Genomic DNA, 20562 nt, shown 5'->3' with positions numbered 1-20562 from the left:
GGCGCTGACAGACTCGGCCGGTGAGCGGGTACGGGTGGCGGGGGCGCCTCGGGCCGGCCGTGCCGGTGGCCCCGGGGGCCCGGGTGGACCGGTTCGAGATCTTCTTCGACCTGGTCTTCGTCTTCTCGTTCTTCATCATCACCCGGGCCACCGCCCTCCAGGTGACCGGCGGCGCACTGCTGCACGCGCTGCTGGTCCTGGCCGTGCTCTGGTGGTCGTGGGTGGTGCACAGCGTGGTGGCCACCCGGGTACGGCTCGGCGAGGGCTTCGTCCCGGTGCTCATGACCGTCGGCATGGCCGCGCTGTTCACGTTCGCGCTGTCACTGCCGAACGCGTTCCGCGACCCGCGCGGCAACGCGGCCGGACCGATCGTCGCGGCGCTGAGCTACACCGTGCTGCGGCTGGTGCACCTGCTGCTCTACCTGCACGTCGTGCGGGACAGCCCGAACGAGCGCCGGCAACTGGTCCGGTTCGCCCCGGAGGTGATCGGCAGCACCGCGCTGCTGCTGGTCGCCGCGCTGGTGCCGCCGAAGGTCGACGGTCTCACCTCGGCCGCGGTGGTGCGGGACGGGCTGTGGGCGACGGTGGTGCTGCTCCAGTACGGCACCGGTCTGATCGCCGGCACCTGGGGCTGGGGCGTCGCCTCGGCCGAGCACTGGACCGAGCGGTACGACCTCATCCTGATCATCGCGCTGGGCGAGTCGGTCATCTCGGTCGGCGTGGGCAGCAACCTGCTCGGGCAGCCGCCCACCTGGCCGGCCGTCGCGGCGGCGGTGCTCGGCATCTTCTTCACCGCCGCGCTCTGGTGGGCGCACTACGACATGGTCGGGCCGGCCGCCCGGATCGCCCTGCACGCCGCCGAGGACGGACCCCGGGTGGCGATGGCCCGGGACGCGTACGCGTACCTGTTCCTGCCGATGATCGCGGGCATCATCCTGTTCGCGCTCGGCGCGGAGATGATCGTGCACGGAATCGCCGACCCGAACGTGCCACCGACCGAGCGGGCGCACGGCGCGGGCGTGCCGCTGCTGTTCGGCGGCGTGATCTGCTTCCTCTGCGGCAACATGCTGTTCCAGGCGCGGACGCTGCGCACGCTGAGCTGGACCCGGGTCGCGGCCGTCCTCCTGCTCGGCGCGTCGATCCCGCTGGCCGAGCGGGTGCCGGGCCTGGCCGCGCTGGGCCTGCTGACCGCGATCACGGTCGGTATGGTGGCCGCCGAGGTGGTCGTCTTCGACGAGGGCCGGCGGGCGCTGCGGAAGCTGGTCTTCGAGGAACGGGCCAGCCACGAGGCGCACGAGGCGGCGTGGCGGGCCCGCTGGCACGAGCAGCCCGACGACCGCGACGAGGGCGAGTGAGCGCGCTGCGGTGAACCGATCGGCGGTGGCCTCCGTGGAACCACTCGGCCCACCACCGGGCCAGGAGAGAACGGGGACCGCATGACCACCGACACCGTCCACGCCGGCGCGGCCGGCACCTGGCAGCTCGGCGACCTGACCGTCAACCGGATGGGCCTCGGCGCGATGCGGCTGACCGCGAACGCCGACGGCAGCCCGAGCGACCGGGACCGGGCCGTCGCCGTGCTGCGCCGCGCGGTCGAGCTGGGCGTCAACCACATCGACACGGCGGCGTTCTACTTCTCCCCGCTGCGCTCCGCCAACGAGCTGATCAACCGGGCGCTGTGGCCGTACCCGGAGGACCTGGTCATCGTGACCAAGGTCGGGCCGGGCCGGGACCCGTCCGGCGGGTGGCTGCCGGCGGCCCGGCCGGACCAGTTGCGCGGCCAGGTCGAGGAGAACCTCCGCCAGCTCGGGCGGGACCACCTCGACGTGGTCAACCTGCGGGTGCACGGCCCGGAGCCGCTGGCCGAGCACTACGGCGCGCTCGCCGAGCTGGTCGACGCCGGGCTGATCCGGCACCTCGGCGTCTCGGCGGTGCGCCCGCACCAGGTCGCCGAGGCGCGGACGGTCGCGCCGGTGGTCTGCGTGCAGAACTCGTACGGCCTCGGCTACCGCCGCAGCCACGACGAGCTGATCCGGGACTGCGCCGCGCACGGCACCGCGTTCGTGCCGTTCTTCTCCATCGTCACCAGCGGGCGGGAGGCCGGCGCCACCGGCGAGGAGCACCCGGAGGTCGTCGCCGTGGCCCGCGAGCACGGCGTCAGCCCGGCCCAGATCCGGCTGGCCTGGACGTTGGGACGCGGCCCGAACGTGCTCGCGATCCCCGGCACCGGCAACCCGGCACACCTGGAGCAGAACATCGCCGCCGGCGCCCTGCGCCTCTCCCCCGCCGACCTGGCCCGCCTCGACGCGGTCTGAGGCGGCGGGCAGACCCACCCCTTCGGCCCTCGGCAGAAGGGGTGGGTGCGGCGAGGGGCGCGGCCGGAGACTGGGCCGATGGCGATCTTCTCCGTACAGGCCCGGCCCACCGACGCGGCGAGTTGGGCGGAGCTGGCCCGCACCGTCGAGGCCGCCGGTTTCGACGCGCTCTCCGCGGCCGACCATCCCGGCTCCGGCCCGTCCCCGTTCGTGGCGCTCGCCGCCGCGGCGACGGTGACCGGCACGCTGCGCCTGCGCTCGTACGTCTCCAACGCCGGCGTCCGGGAGCCGGTCCTGCTCGCCGCCGACGTGGCCACCCTGGACGTGGTCTCCGGCGGTCGGGCCGGGCTCGGCCTCGGCGCCGGCCACACCCCGGCCGAGTGGCGGGCGGTCGGGCGCGAACGCCCCGACGTCGCCGGCCGGGTCCGCCGGTGCGTCGCGGTGGCCGAGGCGGTGCGGGCGCTGCTGGCCGGCGACGAGGTCACCGTCGACACGCCGGACCTGACCGCGCACGCCGCCCGCCTGGACGCGCCCCGGCCGGTCCAGGACCGGATCCCGCTCACCGTGGGCACGGCCAACTCGACGTTGCTGCGCTGGGCCGGCGCGCACGCCGACGTGGTCGGCCTGACCGGCTTCGGCCGCACCCTCGCCGACGGCCACCAGCACGAGGCCCGCTGGCGGGCCGACCAGATCGAGGCGCAGCTCGCCCACGTGGCGGCGGGCGCGGCCGGCCGGGACGCGCCGCCGGTCCTGGAGGCGCTGGTCCAGCGGTTCGCCGTGACCGACGACGCCGAGTCGGTCGCCGCGGAGACGGCCGCCGAGACCGGCCTCACCCCGGCGGAGGTGCTGGCCACCCCGTTCGTGCTGGCCGGCACCGCCGACGAGATCGCCGCGGCCGTCGCCGCGCACGAGCGCCGCTGGGGCGTCACCCGTTTCGTGGTACGCGCCGACGCCGTCGCCGCGCTCGCGCCGCTCCTGCCCCGGCTGGCCGGAAACGGGTCGACTTCGAGCGCACTCGAGATAGGACACTGAGGCCATGACGACGACACGACGACTCGGACGCAGCGACATCGAGGTCAGCGCCATCGGCATGGGCTGCTGGGCGATCGGCGGCCCGCTCTGGGCCGGCGCCCAGCCGCTGGGCTGGGGCGAGGTGGACGACGACGAGTCGGTCCGCACCGTCCACCGGGCCCTGGACCTCGGCGCGAACCTCTTCGACACCTCCTGCAACTACGGCGCCGGGCACAGTGAACGGGTGCTCGGCCGGGCGCTCGCCGGTCGCCGGGACCGGGCGGTGATCGCCACGAAGTTCGGCTACCTCACCGACGAGGCGACCCGGCAGGCCACCGGCGAGGACGCCGGCCCGGCACACGCGCGGCGCAGCCTGGAGGGGTCGCTGCGCCGCCTCGGCACCGACCACGTGGACCTCTACCAGCTCCACCTCAACGGCCTGCCGGTGCCCCGCGCGCTGGACCTGGTCGACACCCTGGAGGCGCTGGTCGACGAGGGGAAGATCCGGGCGTACGGCTGGAGCACCGACGACCCGGAGTCGGCGCGGGCGTTCGCGGCGGCCGGGCCGCGCTGCGCGGCGATCCAGCACGACCAGTCGGTGCTGCGGGACAACGCCGCGATGCTCGCGGTCTGCGAGGAGTTCGACCTGGCCAGCCTCAACCGGGGCCCACTGGCGATGGGCCTGCTCACCGCGAAGTACCAGGGCACCCCGGCCGCCCGGGGCGGCGACGACGTACGCGGGTCGGCTCCCGAGTGGCTGGACTGGTTCAGCGAGGGTGTGCCGCGCGCCGAGTGGGCCGAGCGGGTGGCCCGGGTCCGCGAGGCGCTCACCGCCGACGGCCGCACGCTCGCCCAGGGCGCGCTGGGCTGGCTGCTCGCCCGCAGCGCGCGCACGCTGCCCATCCCCGGCTGCCGGACGGTGGGCCAGGCCGAGGAGAACATCGGCGCGCTGGCGTACGGGCCGCTGCCGGAGACGGCGTACGCCGAGGTGGAGCGCCTCCTGGCCGACCTGCGCACGGCTACGGCGGCGGCGTGAGCGCCGTGACGCCCGGAGACGCCGGGTCCGACCGCCGCTTCGCGCTGCCGCCCGGCGCGGACGAGCGCACGCTGCTCGACACGTTCCTCGACTTCCAGCGCGACGCCCTGGTCCGCAAGTGCGCCGACCTGTCCGACGAGCAGTTGCGGTCACGTCCGGTGCCGTCCACCGGCCTGTCCCTGCTCGGCCTGGTCCGGCATCTCGCGACCGTCGAACGCTGGTACTTCCAGGGCGTGGTCGCGGACGCGCCCTGGCCCGGCGACCTGTTCGACCTGACCGACGACTTCGACGCGCCGTTCCACGACGTCGCCGAGGCCACCGGCCCGGGCAGCTTCGCGATCTGGCGGGAACAGGTGGCGACCTCCCGCCGGATCGCCGCCGCCCTCCCCCTCGACGCGGTCGGGCGCACGCCGGGGGCCGGGGCCGAACGCTCGCTGCGCTGGGTGCTCCTGCACATGATCGACGAGTACGCCCGGCACCTGGGTCAGGCCGACATCCTGCGCGAGGCCGTCGACGGCCGCACGGGCGAGTGAGTGAGTGAGACGACTCCGCAACACGGGGGCGTGACGAGTGAGTGATTTCGCTCAACGCATCCGGATCGCGCTCCGTACTCGAAGATATGAGCATGCGGATCCTCATGGCCGGCGTCTCCGGCTTCCTCGGTACCCGACTGGTCGACCGGCTCGCCGCGGACGGCCACCAGGTCATCCGCCTGGTCCGCCGCGCGCCGCGCACCCCCGACGAGCGGCAGTGGAATCCGTCCGCCGCGCAGCTCGACCCGCAGCTGGTCGCCGACGCCGACGCGGTGGTCAACCTGGCCGGCGCCGGGGTGGGTGACAAGCGCTGGAACGACGACTACAAGAAGCTGATCCGGACCAGCCGGGTGGACAGCACCACCACACTGGCCATCACGATCGCCGGGCTGCCCGCGACGGACCGGCCGGCGGCCCTGCTGAACTCCTCCGCCGTCGGCTGGTACGGCAACACCGGCGACCGGACCGTCGAGGAGGACGCGCCGGCCGGCGAGGGGTTCCTGGCCGACGTCTGCCGGGTCTGGGAGGCCGCGACCCGACCGGCCGAGGATGCCGGGGTACGGGTGGTGCGCCTGCGTACCGGGCTGCCGCTGCACCGCGACGGCGGTCTGCTCAAGCCGCAGCTGCTGCCGTTCCGGCTGGGTGTCGGCGGCAAGCTGGGCAGCGGCCGGCAGTGGCTGCCGTGGATCTCGATGCGGGACTGGCTGGACGCCGCGGTGTTCCTGCTGGCCCGCGACGACGTGGCCGGCCCGGTCAACGTGGTGGGCCCGGCGCCGGTCACCAACGCCGAGTTCACCCGGGAGCTGGCCCGTCAGCTGCACCGGCCGGCGATCATGCCGATCCCGGCGCTGGCGCTGAAGGTGGCGCTGGGCGGCTTCGCGCACGAGGCGCTCACCAGCACCCGGGTGCTGCCGGGGGTGCTCGGCAGGGCCGGTTTCACCTGGACCCACCCGGAGCTGGCGGGCGCGCTGCACGCCGCCCTCACCGAGTGACCGGCGAGGGCGACGCGGTGCGGGTGCTCAGCAGCCGATGACCCAGTAGCTGGGGCCGGTCTGCTTCAGCGCGGTGGTGTAGAAGGTGTTGTAGAGGCCCATCCGCTGGCCGCTGCCGAGCGCGTAGGCGTACCCGCCGGACTGGTAGGCCCGGCCGGCCACGACGTGCGCGTAGTTGCTGGCGGTGACGCAGACCGGCGACGTGGTGGGCGTCGGCGAGGGCGACGAGGTCGGGGTGGGCGAGGCGGTCGCCGTCGGGGTCGGGCTCGGCGTGGTGCCGCCGCCCAGGCCGAAGAAGAGCGCGTCCCGGTAGGTCGAGCAGATGGTGTCCAGGAAGTACGCCCCGGCGGTGCCGCACTGGTCGGCCGCCGAGCCCGGGTCGACCGGGGTGCCGTGGCCCATGCCGGAGACGCGGTAGACGCGCACCTGGTCGTTGCCGTAGACCTCCAGGCTGGTGCCGCCCGGCAGCGACGAGGTGCTGGTCGGGGTCTGGGACACGCCCAGCACGTTGGTCCACTGGTCGCGCGACTCGGTCGCGTTCGCCACGTTGACCGTGTAGTCGCTGGTGCCGTGCCAGACCGCCACCCGGGGCCGCTTGCCGGAGTAGCCGGAGTAGGCGTTGCGGACCAGGTCGCCCCACTGCGCGGGGGTCTTGTCCACGCCCGGGTTCATGCAGCTGAAGGCGCTGGTCGTGCTGGTGGCGCAGCGGTACGGGATGCCGGCGATCACCGAGCCGGCGGCGAACACGTCGGGGTAGGTGGCGAGCATGACGGAGCTCATCGCGCCGCCGGCGGACAGGCCGCTGACGAAGACCCGGCCGGCGTCGGTGCCGTAGTTCGTCTTCGCGTAGTCGACCATCTGCTTGATCGACAGGGCCTCGCCCTGGCCTCGGGCGGTGTCTCCGGTCTCGAACCAGTTGAAGCAGGAGTTGGCGTTGTTGCCGGACGGCTGCTGCGGCACGATCAGCGCGAACTTCCACTGGTCGGCGTACTTCTGCCAGCCGGAGTTGGTGAAGTACGTCGAGGCGTTCTGGGTGCAGCCGTGCAGCAGCACCACGGCCGGCGCGTTGGCCGGCAGGCCGTCCGGCCGGTAGGCGTACATGGCCAGGTTGCCGGGGTTGGAGCCGAACCCGCTGACCTGGGTCAGCGAGGCGGCCTGCGCGGGCAGGGCGGAGACCAGGACGGCGGCCGCGGCCAGCACGACCCCGGCCGCCGCCCCGGCGAGGCGGGTGATGAGGGATGAGGAGCGGGACACGGGGACCTCCCGATCGTGGAATGTGAACTGAGTCACCCTCCGAGTTGCCGCGACGTTACGTCCGTGTTTCATCGACAGGAATGGTTGCCGGTCACACATTCACCGTCCGGGCGGTGTGCCCAGGTCCGATTGGTAACGTCCGCTGCGTGCCGTTCTCCCCGTCCCCGGTCACCGGCCCGTCGCCGGGCACCGCCGCTCGCGACCGGCGCGCCGACCTGCTGGTGACGCTGGCCGCGGTGGCCCTGGCGCTCTGGGTCACCAGCGGCATGTGGCGGGACCCGAACAGCCGCACGATCACCGTCAACTCCAGCGACCAGGCGCTGTTCGAGTGGCTGCTGGCGTTCGGCGGACACGCGTTGACCCACGGCGAGAACCCGCTCTTCACCCACCTGATCAACGTCCCGGACGGCGTGAACCTCGCGGTCAACACCTCGATCACCGTGTACGCGGCGGTCTTCGCGCCGCTGACGTACCTGATCGGGCCACCCACGACGTTCCTGGTGATCCTCACGCTCAACCTGGCCGCCACCGCGGTGGCCTGGTACTGGCTGCTCAGCCGGCACCTCGTCGGCAGCCGGCTGGCCGCCGGGGTGGGCGCGCTGTTCATCGCCTACTGCCCGGCCATGGTGTCGCACGCCAACGCGCACCTGAACTGGACCGCGGGCTGGCTGGTGCCGCTGCTGGTCTGGGGCGTGTTCCGGCTGCGCCGGCCGGGGCGCGCGGTCACCGGGGGGATCGTGCTGGGGCTGCTGGTGGCGGTCGCCTTCTCGATCGCCGCCGAGGGGCTGTTCTTCACCGCCCTGGCGCTCGGCGTGTTCCTGCTGGTCTGGGCGCTGGCCCCGGCGCGCCGGGCCGAGGCGCGCGCCGCGCTGCCGCGGATGGCGGCCGGGCTCGGCGTGACCGCGCTGGTGGCCGGGGCGCTGCTGGCGTACCCGCTCTGGCTGCACTTCGCCGGGCCGCAACGGTTCCACGGCACCGGCTTCGACCCGCTGGTCCACTCCGAGGACATCGCCGCCTACGGGTCGTACCCGCGCCGCTCGCTGGCCGGCTGGGCCGGGTGGGGCACCTCGCTGGCGCCCAACCCGACCGAGGAGAACTCCTTCTTCGGCGTCCCGCTGCTGCTGGTCGCGGTCGCCTGCTTCGCCCTGCTCTGGCGGCGCGCCGACCGGGCGTTCCGGGCCACCCTGGCCGCGCTCGGCGTGACCGCGGTGGTCTTCGCCGTGCTCTCCTGGGGGCCGACGGCCAAGTGGAACGGCCGGCGCACCGACCAGCTGCTGCCGTTCGGGGTGCTGGACAACCTGCCGGTGGTCAACGCCGCGCTGCCGTCGCGGTTGGCGCTGGTCGTCGCGCCGGTGATCGGCCTGCTGCTGGCGTACGCGGTCGACAGCCTGCGGGCCCGGCCGCCCCGGCGCCGGCCCGGCGGCGCGGCCTGGACGGTCGGGTTCGCCGTCGCGCTGCTGCCGTTGCTGCCCACCCCGCTGCTCACCAGCGTGCGCGAACCGGTCCCGGCGTTCATCACCACCGGCGCCTGGACGCGCTACGTCCCGCCCGACGGGGTGCTCACGCCGCTGCCGCTCACCGTCGACGTCTACCCCGACGGCCAGCGCTGGCAGGCGCACGCCCTGGCCCACCGGCAGGGTGAGTTCCGCATCCCGGCGGGCTTCTTCCTCGGCCCGGGCGGCCCGGACGACCGGGGCCGGATCGGCCCGGTGCCGCGCACCTTCGACACGCTGATGGACCAGGCCGGCCGGACCGGCCTGGTGCCGATCATCACCGAGGGCAGCATCCAGCAGTCGCGGGCCGACCTGCGCTACTGGGGCGTGCGGGCGGTCGTGCTGGCCGACCGGGTGCACGGCGCCAAGTACGACGTCGACGAGGAGGCGCTGCGCCGCACCGCCACCGCCCTGCTGGGCCCGCCCGAGCGGGTCGAGGACGTCTGGGTGTGGCGGGTGCCGGCGGCGTGACGCGACGAGCGTCACGGGTCGGGGTCCCGGCCGGCGGGACTAGGCTGGACGGGTGAGCGTGACGACTTCCGGGCTGACCGCCGTCCGCGCCGGCCTGCTCGACTACCAGGCCGCCTGGGACGAGCAGCGCCGGCTGCACGACGCCGTGGTGGCCGGCGAGCAGGGCGACACCGTGCTGCTGCTGGAGCACCCCAGCGTCTACACCGCCGGCAAGCGGACCGAGCCGTGGGACCGGCCGGTGGACGGCACCCCGGTGGTCGACGTGGACCGCGGCGGCAAGATCACCTGGCACGGTCCGGGGCAGCTGGTCGGCTACCCGATCGTCCGGCTGCCCGACCCGGTCGACGTTGTGGCCTACGTGCGACGCACCGAGCAGTTGCTGATCGACGTCTGCGCCGAGTTCGGGCTGACCGCCGGCCGGGTCGAGGGGCGCAGCGGCGTGTGGGTGCCGGAGGACGACCGGGGCCCGGCCCGCAAGGTGGCCGCCATCGGCATCCGGGTGGCCCGCGGCGTCACGCTGCACGGCTTCTCCGTCAACTGCGACTGCGACCTGGGCTTCTTCGACCGGATCGTGCCGTGCGGCATCCGCGACGCCGGGGTCACCTCGCTCACCGCCGAGCTGGGCCGGCCGGTCACCGTGGCCGACGTGCTCCCGGTGGTCGAGCGGCACCTGCCCACCCTGACCCGGGTCTGAGAATTCTGCCGGTGGTGTGTCCCGCCGGCCGGCAGGCCGATCGTCCCTATGGTGAAGGCCGGCGAACACGCCGGCCACCGAGTTCACCGGAGGCGACCATGCCCCTGTACGCCGCGCTGATCTACGCCGCCGACGTCGACTGGACCCGGCCCGAACACGCCGCCGAGATGCGGGAGTACAACGAGTTCGGGGCGGCCGCCGCGGCGGTGATCAGAGGCGGGAACGCGCTGTACCCGACCGCGACCGCCACCACGGTCCGGGTCTCCGGCAAGGGTGGCGAGATCCTCACCACCGACGGCCCGTACGCCGAGACCAAGGAGGCGCTGACCGGCTTCTACCTGCTGGAGTGCGCCGACCTGGACGAGGCGGTGCGGATCGCGGCCACCATCCCGGCGGCGTGGGCCGGGGCGGTCGAGGTCCGGCCGGTCATCCAGTTCTGAGATGGCGGCGTTGCCCGGTGACGCGGCCGTGGCCCGGGTGGTCCGCGACGAGCGGGCGCGGATCCTGGCCACGCTGATCCGCGTCACCGGCAGCGTCGACCTCGCCGAGGACGCCACCCAGGACGCGGTGGTGCGCGCGCTGGAGGTGTGGCCGCGCGACGGCGTGCCGGACAACCCGCGGGCCTGGCTGCTCGTGGTGGCCCGCCGCCGCGCGATCGACCTGATCCGTCGGGAGGCCAACCGGGCCGGGAAGGAGGCCGAGGCGATGGCCCTGCGCGACGTTCCCCCCGATCCACCCGGAGCGGTTCGCGACGACCTGCTGCGGCTGGTGTTCACCTGCTGCCATCCGGCGCTGTCGCTGGACGCGCAGGTGGCGCTGGCTCTGCGTACCCTCGGCGGGTTGACCACCGCGGAGGTGGCCCGCGCGTTGCTGGTCGCCGAGGACACGATGGCCAAGCGGCTCACCCGCGCCAAGCAGAAGATCACTCAGGCCCGGATCCCCTACCGGGTACCGGAGGCGGAGCAGTTGCCGGACCGGCTCACCGGTGTCGCCACCACCATCTACCTGATCTTCAACGAGGGGTACGCGGCCGGCGCCGGAGCCGACCTCGTGCGCGGCGCGACGGCCGACGAGGCGATCCGGTTGGCCCGGTTGCTCGCGGAGTTGATGCCGGACGAGCCCACCGTGCTGGGCCTGCTCGCGCTGCTCCTGCTGCAGGACTCCCGCCGCCACGCCCGACGCGGTCCGGACGGGCGGCTGCTCCTGCTGGCCGAGCAGGACCGGTCGACCTGGGACCGGGACGCGATCGTCGAAGGGGTCACCCTGGTCGGGCGGGCGCTGCGTCGCGCCCCGCACCGACCCGACCGGTACGCGGTGCAGGCCGCCATCGCTGCCTGCCACGCGCTCGCCCCGAGCTGGCCGCAGACACCGTGGGAGGCCGTGATCTCCTGGTACGACGTGCTGCTCCGGCTGTGGGACACGCCGGTGGTCCGCCTCAATCGGGCTGTGGCAGTGGCCGAGCGGGACGGCCCCGGGGCCGGGCTGGCCCTGGTCGACTCGATCGACGGGCTGGCCGGCTATCCGTGGTGGCACGCTGCCCGGGCCGAACTGCTGCGGCGCCTGGGTCGGTGGGTCGAGGCGGTGGCCGCCTACGACCGAGCGTTGACGCTGGAGCTGAACGAACCCCAGGCCGCGCATCTTCGACACCGCCGGGCCGAGTTGGCCGGTTGACGCGTGCCCTCGTCCGGTCCGGCCGGCCCGACGACGCCGGGCCGGCCGGGTCGGTCACGGCGTCAGGCGGTGCAGGTCGCGCGGGAAGGCGGTCACCTCGCGAACGTTCGCCGCGCCGGTGAGCCGGGCGACGAACCGTTCCAGCCCGATCGCGAAGCCGCCGTGCGGCGGCATCCCGTGCCGGAACGCGTCCACGTACCCGGCGTAGGGCTCCACCGGCTCCCCCCGGGCCGCCAACGCGGCCAGGTAGTCGGCGTGCCGGTGCAGCCGCTGCCCGCCGGTGACCAGCTCGACGCCGCGGAACAGCAGGTCGAACCCGTTGGAGTACGCCGGCCGGGCCGGGTCCGGGTGGGTGTAGAAGGGGCGCTTCGCCATCGGGTAGCCGGTGACGAAGAGGAAGTCGCTGCCGTGCTCGGCGTGGGCCCACTCCCCCAGCGCCCGCTCGTGGGCGGGAGCCAGGTCGGGTTCGTCGGCCGGGGCGCCGGCGATCGTCAGCGCATCGGTGAAGTGGACCGCCGGGATCTCGGCGGGCACCGGCGGCACCGTGACGCCGAGCGTGCCCAGCGCGGCGCCGGCCCGGTCCGCCACGGCCGCGAGCATCCCGGCCACCGTGTCCCGCAGCACCGCCATCACGTCCCGGTGGTCGGTCACGAACCCCAGCTCGACGTCGAGCGAGGTGTACTGCGCCAGGTGGCGCACCGTGTCGTGCGGCTCGGCGCGGAACACCGGCCCCACCTCGTACACCCGCTCGAAGACGCCCACCATGAGCTGCTTGTAGAACTGCGGCGACTGGGCCAGGTAGGCGGGCCGGCCGAACCAGTCCAGCGCGAACACGTTCGCGCCGCTCTCGGTGGACGAGCCGACCACCTTCGGCGTGTGCACCTCGACGAACCGTCGCGCGTCGAGCGTGGCCCGGAAACCGGCCACCGCCGCCGCCGAGATCCGCAGCGCGGCGGACCGGGTGGGGTGGCGCAGCGCGGTCGGCGCGTGGTCGAGCTGGGTGGGCAGGCTCGCGGTGAGCGCCGGCCGGTACAGGTCGAACGGGGGCGGTACGGCGGGCGGGCCGAGCGGACGTACCGTCGGCTCGACGACCTCGACCCCGGCGGGCGCGGCGGGGTTCGCGACCACGGTGCCGACCACCTCGACGACGGTCTCCTCGGTCAGCGCCTCGACCTGCGCACGCACGTCGGGCGCGGCGACCACCACCTGGGCGAGCCCGGCGGCGTCCCGGACGATCAGGAACGCCACCGACTTGAGCAGCCGGCGGCGGTGGACCCAGCCGGCGAGCCGGACGGTCGCGCCGACATGGTGGGTGAGCTGGGAGGACAGGATGCGTTGCACGGTGGCTACCTCCTCGGTCGTTCGCAACGCGATCCGCAGAGAGGCGTGGGCGAGCGGGAACCTCGCGGTGCCACCACACCTTCGCCCCCGCCGAAACGGGAGCCTCGTTCGTCGCCTTTTCACCGGGGCCAGCCGGGCGGGTTCTACTGGGCGCGGGTGTTAGAAGGGGGCCCCGCCTCTACCGGAGACGTTAAGAAGGGGCCCTTCCTTACACGCGGCCGTTCCTCCCGCAGCTCGGGAGGGTCTTCGCGGGCCGGCGCCAGACCGCCTCGCAGCAACCGGCGGCTCTCTGGGCTGGCGGGTCGGTCCGCTACTCGGCTCCGTCGCAGCTCTGCCCGGCACGCTAGCACCACGATCGCCGGAATGTGACGGGGTTTTTTGACCGCTCGTGTCCGGTGTCACAACGTTTCCGGGGTGACGGCCGTCGCCCGACGTTCATCGACCGCCGCCGACCGGCGTAGGCTCGATTTCGTGACGATCGAGCAAAACGCGCCGACGACTGAGCAGCCAGCGCGCACCGCGACCGCCGCCCCGGAGGGGCGGCGCCTGCTGCGGATCGAAGCGCGCAACGCCGAGACGCCGATCGAGCGCAAACCGCCGTGGATCAAGGTCAAGGCCAAGATGGGGCCGGAGTACACCCAGCTGCGCGGGCTCGTCTCGCGCGAAGGGCTGCACACGGTCTGCCAGGAGGCCGGGTGCCCCAACATCTACGAGTGCTGGGAGGACCGGGAGGCCACCTTCCTCATCGGCGGCGACCAGTGCACCCGGCGCTGTGACTTCTGCCAGATCGACACCGGCAAGCCGGCCGAGTTCGACGCCGACGAGCCGCGCCGGGTCGCCGAGTCCGTCGCCGCGATGGGCCTGCGCTACGCGACCATCACCGGCGTGGCCCGTGACGACCTGCCCGACGGCGGCGCCTGGCTCTACGCCGAGACGGTCCGGCAGATCCATGCCCTCCAGTCCGGCTGCGGCGTCGAGCTGCTGATCCCCGACTTCAACGCGGTTCCCGAGCAGCTCGCCGAGGTCTTCGGCTCGCGCCCGGAGGTGCTCGCGCACAACGTCGAGACGGTGCCGCGCATCTTCAAGCGGATCCGCCCGGCGTTCCGCTACGAGCGCTCGCTCGACGTGATCCGGCAGGCCCGGGCCGACGGCCTGGTCACCAAGAGCAACCTCATCCTCGGCATGGGCGAGGAGCGCGCCGAGATCTCCCAGGCGCTGCGCGACCTGCACGAGGCCGGCTGCGAGCTGATCACCATCACGCAGTACCTGCGCCCCTCCCCCCGGCACCACCCGGTCACCCGCTGGGTCAAGCCGGAGGAGTTCGTCGAGCTGCGCGAGGAGGCCGAGGAGATCGGCTTCGCCGGCGTGATGAGCGGGCCGTTGGTCCGCTCGTCGTACCGGGCCGGGCGGCTCTACCAGCAGGCGCTCGCCGCCCGCCAGGAAGTCGTCGCCACCCGCTGACGGCCCGTCCTCCGCGCCGCCGGTCGGCGCGGAGGACTACCGGGCCCGGCGCTGCGTCGGCGCGGGCGGCGGCGGCGGCGGGTCGAGCAGACCGAGGCGGTGGGCCAGCGCGGCGGCCTCCACCCGGTTGGTCACGTCCAGCTTCGCGATGATCCGGGAGACGTGCACGCTGGCCGTCTTCGGCGAGATGAAGAGCCGCTCGGCGATCCGGCTGTTGCTGTGCCCCTCGGCGACCAGCCGCAGCACCTCCCGCTCCCGGCTGGTCAACAGGTCCGGCCCCGGCCGGCCGGTGCCGCGCAGCCCGACCCGGCGCGCCAGCGTGGCCACCTGCTCCCCCAGCGGGGTGGCGCCCAGGCGATCGGCCACCTCGGCCGCCTCCCGGACGGCGGCGGCCACCTCGTCCCGCTCGCCGGCCGCCGCGGCGGCCTCGGCCAGCCCGAGCAGCGCCCGAGCCAACGGGTACGGCTGCCCGGTCGCCCGCCACTGCGCCACCGCCGACCGCCACGCGCCCAGTGCCTCACCGCCCGCGCCGGGGCCGGTCAGGATCGCGGCGACCTGCGCGCGGTGGGCGCGCTCGGCCGGGTGCCGGACGGGCAGCACGGCGGCCAGCGCGGAGACCTCACCGGCCAGTGCCGCGTCACCGGCCAACACGGCGGCGCGGGCCGCCACGTGGAGCACCGGCCACCCCTCGCGGGGCCGGTCGGCCAGGTGCGCGTCGGCCAGGGCGGCGCAGGCCGCGCGTACCGCCTCCACCTTGTCGTCGGCCGCCAGGGCCGCTTCCACGCGCAGCTCGTGCAGCGGCAGGCGGTGGTTCGGCCAGAGATAGGGCCGACCCAGGAACGCCAGCGCCCGCCCGACCAGTTCGTCGGCCGCGGGATGCGCCCGGGCCAGCCGGAGCCCGGCCCGCAGTTGCAGCCAGTGCAGGCCGGTCATACCCGGCGGATCGATCCGGGCCGCCTCCGCGCAGGTGTCGTCGGCCTCGTCCCACCGCCCCAGGGCGATCAGCGCCTCGGCCCGGTTGGACAGCAGGTAGGCGCCGATCGAACGGCTGATCCCGACCCGACGCGCCTCGCTCACCCCGGCCGCCGCGGCCTCCTCGGACTCGGCGTACCGGCCCAGCTCGTAGAGCACGTCGGAGAGGAAGACCAGGGCACTGACCAGCGCCCGTGAGTCGCCGGCGGCCCGGGCCCGCGCCTCCACCCGGCGCAGCTCGGCCAGCCCGAGGTCGGGGGTGTCCTCGGTGCGGTGCAGCACCGCGATCCGGGTGGGCAGAAGCGCCAGGTCGGTGCTGCCGATCTCGGCCGCGCCGGCCATCGCCTCGGCGGCCACCGAGGCGGCCTCCCCCGGGTCGACCTTCATCAGGTGCGCCGCGATGTCGGCCAGCACGCCGAGCCGGTCCGCGCCGCCCGGCGCGCCGGCCGCCAGCCGGTACGCCTCGCGCAGCTCGGCGGCGCCGTCGCTCTTGCCGAGCAGGGCGAGCAGCCGGCCCCGCTGGTCGAGCAGGGCGGCGGCCCGCAGCGGCTCGGCGGTGGAGTCGACCTCGGCCAGCGCGGCCCGGGTGAGGGTGAGCGCCCGGCCGAGGTCACCCGCGGTGACGGCGGCGGTGAGCGTCTCCTCCAGCACCCGCAGGTGGTCCATGCCGAGACGGTCCGCGGCGTCGGGGACCAGCTCCCACAGTTCGAGGACGCGCTCCAGCAGCCGGCTCTGCTCGGCGTACGCGTATCGCTCGGCCGCCGCCGCGGCGGCGACCCGGGCCGCGGTGAGGGCGCGGGGGTGGTCGTGTGCGGCGTACCAGTGGTGGGCGATCTCGGCCGGGGCGCGACCGGCGGCCACCAGGTGCGGCTGCGCCTCGATCGCGGCGGCGTAGCGGGCGTGCAGCCGGGCGTGCTCACCGGGGAGCAGGTCGTCGTGCACCGCCTCGCGGACCAGCGCGTGCCGGAACTCGTAGTCCCCGTCCGGGTCGGCGACCACGAGCTGGCCGGCGACGGCGGCGCGCAGCGCGTCCTCCAGCTCGGCCTCGGGCAGCCCGGCCACCTCGGCGAGAAGTTGGTGGGCGAACCGGGTGCCGCCGGCGGCGGCGATCCGCAGCACCCGCTGGGCCGGCTCGGTCAGCCGGTCGACGCGGGCCAACAGCAGGTCCCGCAGCGTCTCCGGGATGGTGGCGCAGCCGATGGGCCCGCCGGCGGCGGCCAGCTCCTCGATGAAGAACGGGTTGCCCTGGGTGCGGTCGTGCACGTCGTCGACGGCGCGCGCGGCCGGCTCCGCGCCGAGCAGGTCGGCGAGCACGGCGGCGGTGCCGTCGTGGTCGAGCCGGCCCAGCTCGATCCGGTCCACGCCCCGGACCCGGTCCAGCTCGGCGAGGAAGGGCCGCAGCGGGTGGCCGCGGTGCAGCTCGTCGGTGCGGTAGGTGCAGACGACCAGCAGGCGGGTGGCGCGGGCGGCGCGCACCAGGAACCCGATCAGGTCGCGGGTGGACCGGTCGGCCCAGTGCAGGTCCTCGATCACCAGCACCAGCGGGCGGTCCTCGGCGATCCGCCGGAACAGGTCGGCGACCAGGTCGAACAGGTAGCCGCGCGGGGTGTCGGCGAGGGCCGGCCCGGCGGGTGCGGCGGCGCCGGCCGGCATCCGGGCCAGCTCCGGCAGCAGCCGGGCGAACTCCGCCTCGTAGCCGGCGAAGACCGTCGGGCCGTCGTGCCGCAGCACGTCGCGCAGCGCGGCCGCGAACGGGGCGAAGGGCAGGCCGGCCTCGCCCAGTTCGAGGCAGTGGCCGACCAGCAGCCGCGCTCCGGCCGCGGCGACGTGGCCGCCGAACTCCTCGATCAGTCGGGTCTTGCCGACGCCGGCCTCCCCGCCGACCAGCACCGTGGTCGGGTCGCCGCCGCGGGCCCGGGCCAGCGCCTCGCGCAGCACGGCCAGCTCGGGCTGCCGGCCGACGAGCACGGTGCTGGCGGCGCGTACGGTCACGCCGTCGAGCATGCCATGGCGGTCCGACGGCGTGACCGGTCCAGCCGGCGTCGCCGGTCCGACCGCCCCCGTGGCGGCCGGACCGGCGACGTCCGGGCCCGTGGTCTCCGGCCTCCGCGCCGATCCGGCGACGACCGGTTCGATGCCGGCGCCGGCGACCGGCGGGGCGGTCACCGGCGGGCGTCGGTGGTGCGGGCGGTGTGCTGGCGCCGGCCCAGCCACCCGTGCGCGTGCCGGCGGGGCAGCGACCGGGCGAGCCGGTCGAGAGCCGCGTCGGCCTGCAGCTCGGAGGCGTGGCTGCGGTGAATGCTGAGCAGAAATTCCGCGTCGTTGCCGAACATCGTCGATCTCCCTGTCGTGCGGTGTGCCGTCCCTGTCGACATCGACTTTCCGCGCGAAGGTGCCCCCGGGGCATGGGTACGGTGCCTGATCTTCGCCCGCCCCACCTCCTTACCCGGGGGCCGGGACGGGCCGGCGCGGCCGTAAGGTACTCAGCCCGCGCCGGAAGGGGCGGCCACGGATCAACGGGCCGGGCGCCGACCACTAGACTCTGCGGCATGGCAAAGCCCCAGGAGAAGGTCTCGTTCGGCCAGCGGCTGAAGCAGATCGGGATGGTGTTCCGGTTCACCGCCAAGCAGGACAAGTGGTTCGCGCCGCTGACGGCGGCGGCGGTGCTGATCCCGCTCGCGCTCACCGTGGTCGCGGTGCTCGCCTGGGGCTGGCTCTGGCTGCCGATCGGCATCCTGCTCACCCTGCTCGCCGTGCTGATCGTGCTCAACCTGCGGTCCAACAAGGCGATGATGAACGCCGCCGAGGGGCAGCCCGGCGCGGCGGCGCAGATCATGGAGAGCATGCGCGGCGACTGGCGGGTCACCCCGGCGGTCAGCTCCACCACCCAGATGGACATGGTGCACCTGGTGGTGGGCCGGCCCGGCGTGATCCTGCTGGCCGAGGGAAACCCGCAGCGCGTCCGGGGCCTGCTCGGCCAGGAGAAGCGCCGGCTGGCCAAGGTGATCGGCAGCGCCCCGCTGCACGACTACGTGATTGGCCAGGGCGACGGTGAGCTGCCGGTCCGCAAGCTGCGGATGACGCTGATGCGACTGCCCCGCAGCCTCTCCCCCAAGGACGTCAACGCCCTCGACAAGCGCCTCAAGGCGCTGACCGCGCGGCCGCAGATGCCCAAGGGCGCGGTCCCGAAGAACATGCGGCCGCCGCGCGGCGCGTTCCGGCAGACCCGGGGTCGCTGACCCCAGGCGTACGCGAGAAAGGAGCCGGTCCCCCGCGGGGCCGGCTCCTTTCCCGTGCGGGTCAGCGGCGGGGCGCGTCGGTGACGACCGAGCCGGTGAGGCGGTCGTGCAGGCCGCGCCGGTGCTCGTCCATGATCAGGGCCGGCACGACGAGGGCCAGCAGGAGGCCGCGCAGCAGCGCCCGGACGATCCCGATCCGGCCGCCGTCGGCCCACGCCACGCAGCGGACCCGGGTCAGGAACATGCCCGGGGTCTGGGCGAACAGGCCGAGGAAGAAGCCGTACTCCAGGACCAGCACCAGGACCGGTGACCAGCCGTCCCGGGTCGGGTGGGCGAAGGTGCCGGCGACCAGCAGGCACAGGATCCAGTCGATGAGCAGCGCGCCGAAGCGGCGGCCGAGGCTGGGCGGCGTGAAGGCGGGGTCGGTGGCGGGCGGCACCGGGGTGGCGGTATCGGTCACAGCGGCCAGGGTAGCGCCGCGTCGGCACCCACCGGTAAATCCGACGAACGCCACAAATGACCACAGAAGGGGCGGGGATGACGCTCCGCGAGCGACGTAACACGGCGGAAACAGAGGAGACACGGCCGGGCAACCGCCCGGCCATAGCGTCGCCAGGAGCCAGCCACCGGAGTGGACCTGCCAGGAGGACGTGTGTTCGCCAATCCCGAGGAACTCCTGCGATACCTCAAGAACGAGGACGTGAAGTTCGTCGACGTACGTTTCTGTGACCTGCCCGGCGTGATGCAGCACTTCAACCTGCCGGTCGAGTCCTTCGACGACAGCGTCTTCACCGACGGCCTCGCGTTCGACGGCTCGTCGATCCGCGGCTTCCAGGCCATCCACGAGTCGGACATGCTCCTGCTCCCGGACGTGGCCACGGCCTTCGTCGACCCGTTCCGGGCGCAGAAGACGGTCGCGATCAACTTCTTCATCCACGACCCGTTCACCCGGGAGGCCTACTCCCGGGACCCGCGCAACGTCGCCAAGAAGGCCGAGGCCTACCTCGCCGCCAGCGGCATCGCCGACACCGCCTACTTCGGGGCCGAGGCCGAGTTCTACATCTTCGACTCGATCCGCCACGAGACCTCCGCGCACCAGTCGTTCTACTACATCGACTCGATCGAGGGCGCCTGGAACACCGGCCGGGTCGAGGAGGGCGGCAACCGCGGCTACAAGACCGCCTACAAGGGCGGCTACTTCCCCGTCCCGCCGGTCGACCACTACGCCGACCTGCGCGACTCGATCGTGCGGCGCCTGGTCGACACCGGGTTCACCGTGGAGCGCTCGCACCACGAGGTCGGCACCGCCGGCCAGTCCGAGATCAACTACCGGTTCTCGACCCTGCTGCACGCCGCGGACCAGCTCCAGCTGTTCAAGTACATCGTGAAGAACGAGGCGTGGGCCAACGGCAAGACCGCCACGTTCATGCCCAAGCCCTTGTTCGGTGACAACGGCTCCGGCATGCACACCCACCAGAGCCTCTGGCTGAACGGCGAACCGCTGTTCTACGACGAGACCGGCTACGCCGGCCTGTCCGACACCGCCCGCTGGTACATCGGCGGCCTGCTGCACCACGCGCCCTCGCTGCTGGCCTTCACCAACCCGACCGTCAACTCCTACCGGCGCCTCGTGCCCGGCTTCGAAGCCCCGGTCAACCTGGTCTACTCCCAGCGCAACCGGTCCGCCTGCACCCGCATCCCGGTCACCGGCAGCAACCCCAAGGCCAAGCGCGTCGAGTTCCGCGTCCCCGACCCCTCGGCCAACGTCTACCTCGCCTTCTCCGCGATGATGATGGCCGGCCTGGACGGCATCAAGAGCAAGATCGAGCCGCCGGCCCCGATCGACAAGGACCTCTACGACCTCCCGCCGGAGGAGTGGGGCGACGTCAAGCAGGTGCCGGGCTCGCTGCCGGCCGTGCTCGACTCGCTGGAGGCCGACCACGACTACCTGCTCGACGGCGGTGTCTTCACGCCCGACCTGATCTCCACCTGGGTCGACTGGAAGCGGGCCAACGAGGTCGACCCGGTGCGCCTGCGCCCGACCCCGCACGAGTTCGCGATGTACTTCGACTGCTGAGA

The 20562-nt window shown here is 74.1% G+C and carries 18 protein-coding genes; 13 read left to right on the top strand and 5 right to left on the bottom strand.

Annotated features, from left to right (window positions below):
- Positions 1-20: 20 nt before the first annotated feature.
- From CO540_RS27710 to CO540_RS27685, 6 genes are all read left to right on the top strand, one after another.
- Entirely contained in the window at positions 21-1355 is a 1335-nt protein-coding gene (locus CO540_RS27710; RefSeq protein ID WP_099164211.1) for a low temperature requirement protein A, read from the top strand.
- Positions 1356-1436: 81 nt separating this feature from the next.
- Positions 1437-2315 carry an oxidoreductase gene (locus CO540_RS27705; RefSeq protein WP_099164210.1) on the top strand — a complete coding sequence of 293 codons (879 nt, stop codon included), beginning with the start codon at positions 1437-1439 and terminating at the stop codon, positions 2313-2315.
- A gap of 78 nt (positions 2316-2393) precedes the next feature.
- Entirely contained in the window at positions 2394-3347 is a 954-nt protein-coding gene (locus tag CO540_RS27700) for an LLM class flavin-dependent oxidoreductase (protein WP_099164209.1), read from the top strand.
- Between the two features lie 4 nt (positions 3348-3351).
- Entirely contained in the window at positions 3352-4362 is a 1011-nt protein-coding gene (locus CO540_RS27695) for an aldo/keto reductase (protein WP_099164208.1), read from the top strand.
- Entirely contained in the window at positions 4359-4895 is a 537-nt protein-coding gene (locus CO540_RS27690; RefSeq protein ID WP_253866229.1) for a DinB family protein, read from the top strand. The genes CO540_RS27695 and CO540_RS27690 overlap by 4 nt, the downstream gene beginning before the upstream one ends.
- Before the next feature lie 92 nt (positions 4896-4987).
- Entirely contained in the window at positions 4988-5887 is a 900-nt protein-coding gene (locus CO540_RS27685; protein WP_099164981.1) for a TIGR01777 family oxidoreductase, read from the top strand.
- A gap of 27 nt (positions 5888-5914) precedes the next feature.
- On the opposite strand, the gene CO540_RS27680 is transcribed toward CO540_RS27685, so the two are convergent.
- The gene (locus CO540_RS27680) at positions 5915-7141 is read right to left on the bottom strand and encodes a PHB depolymerase family esterase (RefSeq protein WP_099164207.1); all 1227 of its coding nucleotides are present in this window, start codon (positions 7139-7141) and stop codon (positions 5915-5917) included.
- Between the two features lie 146 nt (positions 7142-7287).
- Between CO540_RS27680 and CO540_RS27675 the strand changes: the two genes are divergently transcribed.
- From CO540_RS27675 to CO540_RS27660, 4 genes are all read left to right on the top strand, one after another.
- Positions 7288-9105, top strand: coding sequence for a DUF2079 domain-containing protein (locus CO540_RS27675; protein WP_172967950.1), 1818 nt, complete (start codon positions 7288-7290; stop codon positions 9103-9105).
- Positions 9106-9157: 52 nt separating this feature from the next.
- Entirely contained in the window at positions 9158-9799 is a 642-nt protein-coding gene (gene lipB / locus CO540_RS27670; protein ID WP_099164205.1) for a lipoyl(octanoyl) transferase LipB, read from the top strand.
- 98 nt (positions 9800-9897) lie between these two features.
- Positions 9898-10239, top strand: coding sequence for a YciI family protein (locus CO540_RS27665; RefSeq protein ID WP_099164204.1), 342 nt, complete (start codon positions 9898-9900; stop codon positions 10237-10239).
- A 1-nt stretch (position 10240) separates the two neighbouring features.
- Complete coding sequence (locus tag CO540_RS27660) at positions 10241-11470, top strand: RNA polymerase sigma factor (protein ID WP_099164203.1); 1230 nt, start codon at positions 10241-10243, stop codon at positions 11468-11470.
- Positions 11471-11524: 54 nt separating this feature from the next.
- On the opposite strand, the gene aspS is transcribed toward CO540_RS27660, so the two are convergent.
- Positions 11525-12811 (bottom strand): aspartate--tRNA(Asn) ligase, encoded by a 1287-nt coding sequence (gene aspS, locus CO540_RS27655; RefSeq protein WP_099164202.1) that lies wholly within the window; start codon positions 12809-12811, stop codon positions 11525-11527.
- Positions 12812-13225: 414 nt separating this feature from the next.
- Here aspS and lipA point away from each other — a divergent pair, with 414 nt between their 5' ends.
- Entirely contained in the window at positions 13226-14272 is a 1047-nt protein-coding gene (lipA, locus tag CO540_RS27650) for a lipoyl synthase (RefSeq protein WP_172967949.1), read from the top strand.
- Positions 14273-14308: 36 nt separating this feature from the next.
- Here lipA and CO540_RS27645 read toward each other — a convergent pair whose 3' ends face one another.
- Positions 14309-17236: a helix-turn-helix transcriptional regulator gene (locus CO540_RS27645; protein ID WP_253866226.1), complete on the bottom strand. Its 2928-nt coding sequence runs from the start codon at positions 17234-17236 to the stop codon at positions 14309-14311.
- A gap of 170 nt (positions 17237-17406) precedes the next feature.
- Positions 17407-17577 carry a hypothetical protein gene (locus CO540_RS30495; RefSeq protein WP_172967948.1) on the bottom strand — a complete coding sequence of 57 codons (171 nt, stop codon included), beginning with the start codon at positions 17575-17577 and terminating at the stop codon, positions 17407-17409.
- 216 nt (positions 17578-17793) lie between these two features.
- On the opposite strand from CO540_RS30495, the gene CO540_RS27640 reads away from it, so the two are divergent.
- The gene (locus tag CO540_RS27640) at positions 17794-18483 is read left to right on the top strand and encodes a DUF4191 domain-containing protein (protein ID WP_091573168.1); all 690 of its coding nucleotides are present in this window, start codon (positions 17794-17796) and stop codon (positions 18481-18483) included.
- 61 nt (positions 18484-18544) lie between these two features.
- On the opposite strand, the gene CO540_RS27635 is transcribed toward CO540_RS27640, so the two are convergent.
- A complete protein-coding gene (locus tag CO540_RS27635) occupies positions 18545-18943 on the bottom strand; it encodes an RDD family protein (RefSeq protein WP_091573167.1) in 399 nt (132 codons plus the stop codon).
- 192 nt (positions 18944-19135) lie between these two features.
- Between CO540_RS27635 and glnA the strand changes: the two genes are divergently transcribed.
- Positions 19136-20560 (top strand): type I glutamate--ammonia ligase, encoded by a 1425-nt coding sequence (gene glnA / locus CO540_RS27630; protein ID WP_099164200.1) that lies wholly within the window; start codon positions 19136-19138, stop codon positions 20558-20560.
- Positions 20561-20562 lie beyond the last annotated feature (2 nt).

The organism is Micromonospora sp. WMMA2032, assembly GCF_002688545.1.
Lineage (GTDB): Bacteria > Actinomycetota > Actinomycetes > Mycobacteriales > Micromonosporaceae > Micromonospora > Micromonospora sediminicola.
This window is presented reverse-complemented; position numbering and strand designations above follow the sequence as displayed.